Source organism: Kitasatospora sp. MBT66 (assembly GCF_000710405.2).
Taxonomy (GTDB): Bacteria; Actinomycetota; Actinomycetes; order Streptomycetales; family Streptomycetaceae; genus Kitasatospora; species Kitasatospora purpeofusca.
In genome coordinates this window covers 1-10161 of record NZ_JAIY01000001.1, presented here as the reverse complement: position 1 = coordinate 10161, position 10161 = coordinate 1, and the positions used below count along the sequence as shown (strand labels likewise).

At 73.1% G+C, this 10161-nt stretch carries 4 protein-coding genes; all 4 read right to left on the bottom strand.

Annotated features, from left to right (window positions below):
- Positions 1–2631: 2631 nt before the first annotated feature.
- The 4 genes from BI06_RS00020 to BI06_RS00005 all read right to left on the bottom strand — a co-directional run bounded on the left by BI06_RS00020 (position 2632) and on the right by BI06_RS00005 (position 8036).
- Complete coding sequence (locus tag BI06_RS00020; protein WP_051740023.1) at positions 2632–3342, bottom strand: hypothetical protein; 711 nt, start codon at positions 3340–3342, stop codon at positions 2632–2634.
- A gap of 1992 nt (positions 3343–5334) precedes the next feature.
- Complete coding sequence (locus BI06_RS00015; protein ID WP_043463398.1) at positions 5335–6144, bottom strand: ExeA family protein; 810 nt, start codon at positions 6142–6144, stop codon at positions 5335–5337.
- Positions 6145–6180: 36 nt separating this feature from the next.
- Positions 6181–7566 carry a DDE-type integrase/transposase/recombinase gene (locus BI06_RS00010; RefSeq protein ID WP_043463395.1) on the bottom strand — a complete coding sequence of 462 codons (1386 nt, stop codon included), beginning with the start codon at positions 7564–7566 and terminating at the stop codon, positions 6181–6183.
- A 95-nt stretch (positions 7567–7661) separates the two neighbouring features.
- Positions 7662–8036: a hypothetical protein gene (locus BI06_RS00005; protein WP_199523215.1), complete on the bottom strand. Its 375-nt coding sequence runs from the start codon at positions 8034–8036 to the stop codon at positions 7662–7664.
- Positions 8037–10161: the final 2125 nt, after the last annotated feature.

Sequence of the window (10161 nt, the reverse complement as noted above, 5' to 3'; positions counted from 1 at the left end):
GCTCGCCGTCCCTGGCCCCCGCGGCCGTTGTCCCGTCGCCGCCGCGACCGTCTCGGCCCGGGGGCCGCCTGCTGCTCCTGGCCACCCGGGCCCGGCCCGTCGGCCGTCCCGGCCGCCGGGCTGCTGTGCCACTGACGCTCGCCCTGGTGCTCGCCTGCTCGTCCGCCGCCGTCGGGCCGGCTGCTGCTGGCCACCTCCTCCTGGACGTCCGGGCCGTCCTGGTGCTCGCTGTCCGTCGGCCGGCCGCGCTGCTCGCCGGTCCGAGCCGGGGCTGTCGCGGGGAAGCCGGCCGCCCCGCCGCGGCCTCCGCGGCGCCCGGCCCGCCCACCCCGCCGTGCTGCTCCTGGCCGCCGCTGTGTCCGCCGCGCTCGCCCGCCCTGCCGCCGAGGCTGGTCGCTCCCGGCCTGGCCGCCCTGGCCGGGGGCCCGGTTGCCGGTGCTGGGGGAGGGCGCTCTGGTGGCCGCCGTCCGCCGCGGCCGCCTGCCCGGCCGTACGCGCTGCTCGCCGCCCTGCGGCCGCCGCTCCGCTCGCTGTCCCGCTGCTCCTCGCCCGGTCCGGCCCCTGGCCGCCCGGGGGCCGGGCCGCCGGTGTTGGGGGAGGACGCTCTGGTGGCCGGTCGTCCTGGTGGTCTGGTGTTGTCCCCGGGCCCCCGCACCGCCGCTTTCCGGGTTGTCCCGCCCCGCCGCCACCGCGCCACCAGCACATCCATGGTTGTCCCCGTCCAGCCACCCGCCCGCAGCTCCGGGGAAGGGCCCGCCGCCGGGCTGCTGCGCCGCTGGTGCTCGCCCTGGTGCTCGCTGTCCGCCCCGCCGCCCCGCCGGCCCGCTGCTCCTGGCCGCCCCGGCCGGCCATCCCGCCAGCTGCTGCTCCTGGCCGCCGCCCGGCCAGCCCGGTCCGGCTGCGCGGCCGCCGTGCCGCTGCTCCTGGTCGTCCTCGCTCGCCGTTCGCCGTCCGGCTGCGCGGCCGCCGGGCTGCTGCTCCTGGCCGCCGGGGCCGCCCCGCCGCCGGGCTGCTGCGCCGCTGGCGCTCACCCGGCTGCTCCCGCCCCAGCCGCGGTTCGGCTGTCCCCGGAGCTGCCGCTCTCGGTGACACCTTGGTGGCCACAGACCGCCGCCGCGACCGTCCCGGTCCCGGGGGCCAGCTGCTGCTCCTGGCCGCCCCGCCCGCTGCCGCCCCGGCTCCTGGCCGCCCGGGGGGCGGGCTGCCGGTGCTGGGGAAGGTGGTCTGGTGGCCGGCCCGGCCGCGCGGCCGCCGCCCGGCCTCCCCGCTGGGCGTCACCGCGGCCCGCCGTCCCGCCCGCCTGCCCGGTCCGCCGGGGCTGGCTGTTGCCCGTCGCCGCCGGTGGCCGTTGTCCTGGCCGGGCCCGAAGCCGGGGCCGGGCGACGCGAGACCCTGGACTTGTGGCACGTGCCCGGTACTGCGCAAGCTGCGGCGGCCGGCTCCCCAGGGGAGCGTCCTCCCGGCGCCGGTACTGCAACGACGCCTGCCGGGCCCAGGCATACCGCGACCGCAAGACGGAACAGCGCCGCCTGGACTTCCTGGCCCTGCTCGGACAGGCCCACTACGCCGGTCACCGACGGCTGATCCGGGTACTGTCCTGCCCGGTCTGCGGGCGCGCGACCATGGCCAGGGCGGGCCGACGGCGCGATGCCGTCTACTGCTCCGGTCGGTGCCGGTCCCGCGCCTGGCGACGCCGGGCTGCCCGCCGGGCCCGGTCGGCAGCGTGACGTCGAGCCGTCACCCATCAGCCCCGAACCCGCCGGTACGACGCCTCCACGTCACGCTACGCAGCCTTTTCGGTCGAAAAGGCTGCCGCCGCCAGTGCACTGCCTCATGTACCTCGATGGCGATCGTGGGGCTGATCTGCAGGATCACCACCCCAACCCCAGACAGTGGTGGCCCCCACCGCCAGGGTCCGACCGCCGCCCCCGCCCGCTGCGCGCCGCTCCGGGGCCGCCCGCGGTGCCCGCGGTGCCCGCCGTGCCGCCGCGCGCTGTACCGCGCGGCTCTGGCCGCCGCTGCGCCCGGCCCGCCGCCGTCCGGCCACCGGCCCGGGGCTGTCGGCCGCTGGCTGGCCGGCGCCGGGCCGGTGGTCGCTGTGGCCAGGCCGCTGCCGCCCGGCCACCGGGCCGGGCCCCGGGCCGGTGGCCGGGGGTGATCTGTGGGCGTTGGCGGGCCGGTGGCCGGGCTCCTGACCGGCTGGTGGCCGCTGCCGGGGGGCGGATGGTTGGCCGCCGGCCGCTCGTGGTGGACCCCCGCCGATTCTGTACCGCGGCTGCCCCGCAGCCCTTCCACAGCTGTACCGGGTCGCTCGTGCCCTGGAAGTGCAGCTGCCCGCCCGGCGCCGGCTCGGCGCTCCGCCGGACGGCCGCCGTCCGGCCGGGCCCCGCTGCTACGCCCCCGCCCCCGTGCCTGCCGGGTCGCTCCCGGTCCTGCCCCGGACCCCCGCCGCTGCTCCACCTCCTCCCCGGCCCGGTGGCCGCAGCCCGGCCGCCGCTGATGAGAATCCGCGAAAACGGCCATGCCCGCTCTCCGTTCCCCAGTTGGTAGGACCGTTCAACGGTCTGGGGAGGGTGGGGAGCGGGGAGAGTGCGGCGGGCCTCGGGGGCGGCCTGCCTGCTCGCGGGTGTCTCAGTACTGCTCGGTTACTTGCTCGGCGATCGAGAAGTCGGCGCCGCACTCGCCGCACGTTCCCTCGCCGAACAGGTAGGTGAGAGCGACCGCGACGGTGTCGATCCCGGCCTCGCCGGCCGCGTCAAAGAGCATGCGCGCAGGCCCCGACAGGTCGGCCGGCGCGGCAGCGCGAAGCGGGGAGCCCTCCGGATCGCCGGGCTCCCAGTCGCCGACGGCGGAGAAGTAGCCGGCCTCGCCGATGGAGACGAACACCCCCATCTCGCATTCGGGGCAGAACACCTCGACACTCCCGTCGGCCAAGCCCTCCAGGGCCGAGGACCAGACAGGGACGCCGTCCAGCGCCATGGCAGTCTGCAGCAGAGAGACGTAGAAGGCGGGCTCCGCGGGCCGTCGGATCCGAGCGTGCGCCAGGGTCCGCAGTCGCTCGATCGGGGCGCCGTGCTGGTCGCGGGCGTCGTCATCGGCGGCCTCGGCGATCGCCCCGGCCAGGACCAGGGCGTTGTCGCCGTCCTTGCCCGCTTCGCTTCCCAGATCGGCCAGCAGCGCGAGGGCAGCGAAGCTCGCCGAGTAGACACTGCCCTGATGGCACAACCGCGACCACAGGTCGCTCCAAGCCTCGTCGTTCGGCTCGGCGCCAAGCCGTTCAAACAGGGCCGGGATGTCCTCGGCGGTGCCGTACGCGTGCTTCAACTGCGACCAATCCGTCATGCGGACATCCAAGCAAGCCGTCGCTCGCCGGCTCGCAGCAGGGCGGGATACCGCTGCTGGCGTCGACGTGGGGAACTCGGGCGAGCAGGTCTGGGGCAACACCGGAGCAGGGGGTGGGGAAAATCAAGGAGTCCCATCACCGTCCCCGGGCGGCCGGGTCCCGGCCTGAACGGGTGCCCTCGCCGCCCGCCGCCGGACCGACCGGGGCCCTGCCGCTGCTCCCGGCCGCCGTCCCCGGCTGCCCCGAGGACGGCAACCGTTGCCCCGGCCTGGGGGGCCGTGCTGCCCCTCGGCCGCCGTGCCGGTGCTGTCCCGGCCCCGTCCGGCCGCACCCTCTCAGCACCCACGCCCGGCCGGCTCCGACGGCCCACCCGGCCCCGCCTCCCGGCGCTGCTGGGGCCCGGTCCCTGCCCGGGGCAGTGCTGCTTCACCGCCTTCCCGCTCCAGGAGGTCCGCCGTCTGAGCTGTCCGGCCACTGCGGTGCTGGCCGCCGCTCTGGTCCACCGGGGCCGAGAACGCTGTCCGGTGCCGCCGCTCGGCCGCCGCCGTGGCGTGCCAGGCGCCGGACCTGGCTGCCCCGGCCCGGGGCACTGGTTGTCCCGTGCCCGCCGCCGACTGTCCGGCGCGGTGGCGGCCGCTTCGCAGTCCAGTCGCAGTCCAGCGGTGCCGCCCTCAGCGCCGGCCCGGAGGTGGTCCGGCTCACCGGCCGCCTGCCGGCCGGTGATGCTTCTCGGCGACGCCCGCCCGGTCCCGGACGCAACCCCTGTGGCCGGACCGCCGCCGTGGTGAGCCCGCCCGACACCAGGGAGTGCTGCCCCCGCCCACCGCTCCGGGGAGCCGGCCGGGTGCCGCCCTGCAGAACCGCGGCCGGGGCAGGGGGCCGACAACTGCCCGCCGACCGCGTACCGGTGTCCTGGAGTTCGCGCCGGCCGGCCCCCGGGGCTCCTCTCCACAGCCGCAGCCACACTGCGACGGCCGAACACGGGCCGCCGCCCCTCGGCCGCCCCGGCCGGCCGACCAAGACACGAAGCCCCGCCCCACCCCAGCCGAAGTCGCCTCACCAGAACGAAAGTTGTACCGCTCCACCACCGCAACCCGCCCGCCCGCACGCCGCTCCGACAACCACCCGGCCGAGCGCGAGAGGGCACCGACGACCCCCACCACGCACCAGCTCCGCCCGCCCGCGCGCCGCTGCGCCCCTGGTGGGCTCCACCACCGCGCTGGAGCCCACCAGGCCGTCCCGCTGCAGCCCAGGCCGGACGGTGCCGCGCCAGGCCGCTGCGGGGTGCTCCGGTCGGAGGCCGGACAGCGCCCCGAAGGCCGGCCACCGGCCGGCGCCGCTGGTCCACTACGCGGTTGGCCGCCCACCACCCGGCCCCCATGGAACTGCTGGACCGCCCACGGGCAGCTGCCGGTGCCCGCCACCCTGGTGCCGCTACCGCCCTCCCGCTGTGTGCCCGACCCCGCCCAGGTCCGACCCGCCAGCCGACGGCCGTGCCGGGCCGGTCGCCGCTCTGCCGCCGCGGGGCGGCCGGCCCCGGACCGGGGACGCACCAGGGGCTGCCTGCCACCGTGCCCCTGGCCGGACCCGGGTCCGGCCCGCAGGCCCAGGGCGGGCCGGACCGCCGTGCTGCCCTGCCCGACTGCGGCGAGAGTGTGGAGCCCCCGCCAACCGACCGCCGCCGACCCGCCGGTCCTGCCCACGCCCGGCCGCCGCTCCGCCCGGCCGCCGTACCGACGACCGCTGGCCCTGACCGGGGCCCGGAGGGCCTGAGCACGCCACCAGGCCGCCGTGCAGCGCTCGCCCTCCCCCTCGGGCCAACCACCGCTCGTGGAGCCGCCGACGCCCGGCCTGTTGCCCGACGCTGAAAATGCCGACGAACGGGGCGTTCACGATGCCGACGTCGTGAAGTGACGACACCCCGCCGGGCGGGGTTCCGGCGGGGTGTTCGTCGCGAAGTGTCGTCGTTCGTCGGCAAGGTGCCGGTCGGTTCAGTCGATGATCTCGCTGACCGCCGAGCGGGTCGCGGCCTCGTCGACGAGGTTCTTGCCGGCGGCGAACGCGGCGACGAGCGACTGCAGCGACAGGTTGTTGACCGCCCGTGGGAAGCCGCGCGAGGTGGTGTGGATCAAGGAAATGGCGTCCTCGGTGAACAGCTGGTCCGGGCGCCCGACGAGCTTCAGGTGGTGGCCGATGTAGCTGGCTGTCTCCGTGGAGGTCATCCCCGGCATCGTGTAACGGAGGGCAGTGCGTTGTTCGAGAGCGGCCAAGACCGCCAGTTTCATGGTCCGCCGCAGGGTCGGCTGGCCCACCAGCAGGCAGGACAGGGGCGATTCCTGGTCCATGCCGTGGTTGGTGAGCATCCGGACGGCTTCCAGGGCCTCGTAGTTGAGCAGGTGGGCCTCGTCCAGGACCACGACCGGGGTGCGTCCGCGCTCCTCGCGCTCGGCCATGAGGACCTTGCTGGTCTGGGTCATCAGGCGCGAGCCGAGGTGGGAGGGGGTCTGGCCGAAGGCGTTGACGATCTCCTCGTGGATGCCGCGGACCCCGATCATCGGGTTCGGCAGGTAGATCACCGTGAACTTCGAGGGGTCCAGGCCGGCCAGCGCGGTGCGGACGGAGACGGTTTTGCCGGCGCCGACCTCGCCGGTCACGACGCCGATCGACCGCTCGGTGACGCACCAGGTGATGCGGGCGACGGCCTCGTTGTGGGACGCGTGCCGGTGGAGCATGCCGGGCGCCAGGTCCCGGCCGAACGGCATCTTGCTGAAGCCGTAGTGGGCCTGCAGTTTCTCGATCACGCTGATCCTCAGGAAGGGAGTTGGCTGGTCAGGGGGCTATTCGGCGGCGAGGTCGACTGCCGGCGGGGCGGTGGCCCAGCCGAGCGCGGAGTAGTTGACCTTGTCGGCGAGTTCGGTCGAGTGCTGGGTGTCGATCAGGCCGAGGTAGTCGATGCCGGTGGTCGGCTTCGGAGTCTCGGCCGGGACCTCGGGGCGGGCCTTGGGGTGGCTGTGGCGGCTGATCTGGAAGGGCAGCGCGGTGCCCGCGTCGTGGCCCTCGGAGCGGACCCGCAGGAAGGTCAGGTCGAACGGGTCGAAGACCAGCTCGACCCGTCGGCCGACCAGCACCGGGTCGACCTGGTATCGGTTTCCGTGCAGCGAGACCAGGCCGGTCTTGGCGACGGTGCGGTGCTCGGACCAGCGGAAAGCCTCCGCGAGGTCGGCCGGGGCCGGGACCGGGAAGGGGTGGCCGGCCATCCAGCGCGCGAGCGGCGCCATGCCGGTCTCGGAGTGCGTGCGGCGGTGGTAGACGTTCTCGACCCAGGCCGTGAACAGGCGGTTCATCTCCGCCAGCGAGGTGATCTGCCGTCCCGGCTCGCCGTCGCCGGAGGCGATCTCGACGGTGAACTCGCCGTTCACCGTCCGGAAAAAGCGTTCGATCTTGCCCCGGCCCTGCGGCCGGCCGGGCGCGGAGTGGACGAGCTTGATCCCGAGCTTCGCGCAGGCCCTCAGCAGCCACGAGTCCACGAAGGCCGACCCGTTGTCGACATAGACGTACTCGGGGACGCCGCGCGCGGCCAGGGCCGGCCGCAGGGCCGCCGCCAGGCGGACGGTGTCCTCCGCGAAGCCCCAGCGGTGCCCGACGACGGCCCGCGAGTGGTCGTCCACGAAGGCGAACAGGTAGGTCTTGCGGCCCTCGATCCTGGGCCCGTGCAGGGCGTCGCCGGTCCAGATCTCGTTCGGGCGGTCGGCCTCGAACCGGCCGAACACCGCCGGCTCCTTCGGTGCCTTCAGCGAGTTCAGGCCGTCGCGGACGAACATCCGCTGGATGGTGCGCTCGTCCGGTGCCCAGCCGTGCTGGGCGGACAGGATGCGGCGGATCTGCGCGGCCGACCGCGACGGGTTCTCCTTCTTCAGGGCCGCGGCCAGCTCGAACACCTCGGGCGGGGTGCGGGGCTGGGACTGGCGGGTGCTGGGGACCAGGGCGTCGAAGCCGCCCCGGCGCCACTCCGCTATCCACCGGTCGATGGTCCAGCGGGTGATCCAGATCGTCCGGCCGTCCGGATCGACGTGCGGGGCCCCGGCGAGCTGGCGGACCAGCCTGCCGCGCTGGCGGCCGGTGAGCGTGGGGTCAGCTGCCTCCCTGATCAACATGTAGCGGAACAGGCCGATCTGCATGGCCCGTTCGTTGCGAGTTGCCTGGTCAGTGTCGTTCTTCGTCAACGGGAGCTTCCTGATGGGTCATCACATGGCAGGACCCGCGAAGGCTCGCAGAGCCGCCCGCTCGAACATCAGGGGCGGCTCGTGTTGATCGTTGATCAAGGACGGGACGGTGCCAGCAGCCTCCCGCCGGTCGCCGCGCAGGCCAGCCACCAGGGCGACACCTCACCGACGCCCGGCCAGCGCGAGGCGACCGCCGAACGCGCCCCGAACACCGCCGCGACCGCGTCCGCGAACGGCGTCGCCGCCACTGCCGGCGGCACCGGATCGAGCCCGGTGTCGACCAGCAGCACCGTGAACTGGACCCGGACCTCCTCGGCCCGGCCGGCGAACCGCCGCAGCCAGCCGCGGACCGTCTCCACCGGCCGCCCGATCCCGGCCGCGATCACGCGGGCGCCGGTCCCGGCCGCCTTCGCAGCCAGCGCGGCCCCGATCACCTCCGCCAGATCCGCCCGCCTGACCAGCGCGAACACCGGAAGAAGGACATGCGAGAGCCCGCAGCCCACGCACCGAGACCGCCGAGGGCGCACCGACACCTGCCCCGACCTGGTCCGCAGGACCCGACTCCGGGCCCACCCCCAAGGCGCCAACAAATCCCCGCAATCCGGGCATGCCAACTCCGAGTTGGCAAGTCGCCCCTCGACCTCAACCGCGTTCGCCCCTACCGTGAGCACAGCGCCTCCGCGCGCTACACGGCCCTCCCGGGCGACTCGGCCAAGAGATACCGGGAGGGCCTTCGCATGCCCTTCGTCGGCAAGGTGCCGCCCCAAACGAACGAGGGGCCCTCCGGGACATGCTCCGAATTTGATCGGCGCACATCATGCCCCTAACTCGCCGCCCTCGTAGGCATCTTGAGAGTCGTCCAACACCCGGCCGAGCCCCCGGGCGCCGACGTGCTACCCGAACCCTGCCGCCGGGACCGGCCCGGGCCCGCTGCTCCCACCCCGGCCGGCTCGCCCGCCGCCGCGCCGCGCCGGATCCACCACCGCGCCGTGGCCGGCCTACCCGCTGTCCGCCCGGCCGACAGCGGCTCACCGCCCCACCGCACCCGGGCCACCCCTGGTGTGCCCGCCCGACTCCCAAGGCTTCAACGAACCCCGCCCCCGCCGCTGCGCCGCTCCACCAAGGCCTCCGGCCCTGGCCGCCGAGCCGGGGGCCAGCAGCAAGCCAGCAAGAGCCCTTCCACCCAGAGAGAAGGGTCCGCGGAGCCGCCCGCCCGACCAGCCCAGCAGCCACCCCCTGACCACACCAGAACGACGACCCATCCGATCCAACACGTCACCCCAGCAAGCAAGTTGGATGAACCACGTGAACAACTAGAGCTCACAGAACAGAAGTTGAATCACAGCGACTACAAAAGACCACAGATAAAACCAACTTGACCCCGCATGATGCGAGTGGAATCACTCCGAAATGCCAACCGGAAAGGCAAATGAATATCGAAGCTGAGGGAATTCACCAACGAAATCAATAAACAATCAAGAAACACACCCCAACGGCCACCAATAGATCAAATCCTCAACAGAACCCCACCGACACCACCAGAAACCCACCACAACAACCCCATCAAACCCCGAACACGAAAAGGGAAGCGCAGCAATAGAACCAAAAACGAAGCCACCGCGAACACCTCAAGAAAACCCGGAAGAGCAACGCAGGGAAAGCACCACCAACAAACCCACAAACTCCCCCAACATCAGCACCACCAATAACCGGAACCAAAAACCACCAAACCAATCAACTGACCCACCACCACCCAACCCACCCACCACCACGCTGCGCCCCCTCAGAGGTCGTCGACCGAGTCCTACAGCGCGACTAGGCTCGTATCATGGGGAGAGCGAGGCAGATGGCGGGCTGCCGCCCTACGGGCCCGCGACGGCACCGCGCAGAGCTCGTGAAGTCAGAGAGTTCGGCGGCCGGCTACGGATCGAAGCCCTCGGAATGGGGACAGAACATCCGGGGGGAACTCCCAACACTGGTATTCTGATACAGAGCCGGCGGGCAGTCGCGACAGGCAAACTGCCGAAGCCACGATCTGATTCGGGAGCCAAGCCCCTTGCAAATCGATCGGACTTGGTACAGAATTGACCTCATCGCCCCTGGCACATACTCCAGGAGCTTCTAATTCCAAATTGGAGCCCGTAGACTGGCTAGGTGGTCCAGACCATAAGTTGCCCAGAAGATATGACAGAAAGTCACAGAACGATGGTTGTACCGCCGGTACATCCATGCCATACTGATGGTACAGAAAGCGGCAGGCCGAGGATGACCCGCCGAACCCGCACTGCTCAAGGCCGGAGCCACCTCCTGGCCCGGCGATCCGGATGGTCTCTCGAAGGAGCACAGAGTTCGCATGAAATGGCAGCTCATAGGGCCCATGACGTGCCCTCAGCTCCCTTTGGTGGGTGAGGGAGGGCAGGCCGGCGGAGCAAGGAGAGGCACCGGCAACCCCTCCGTCTGCACCACTTCCACCGGTACAGAAAGGGGCGGCAAGGTGTACCACCCCGTCCGTCAGTTGGCTGGAGCCACGGAGTGGCGATACAACATTCCGTCACGTAGTGACGGCGCGTCATGTCTCCGGTGGAGACGGCGCGC

Excerpts from the sequence above, each read along its gene's own strand:
- BI06_RS00020 (WP_051740023.1), bottom strand. The coding sequence starts at position 3,342 with ATGACGGATTGGTCGCAGTTGAAGCACGCGTACGGCACCGCCGAGGAC.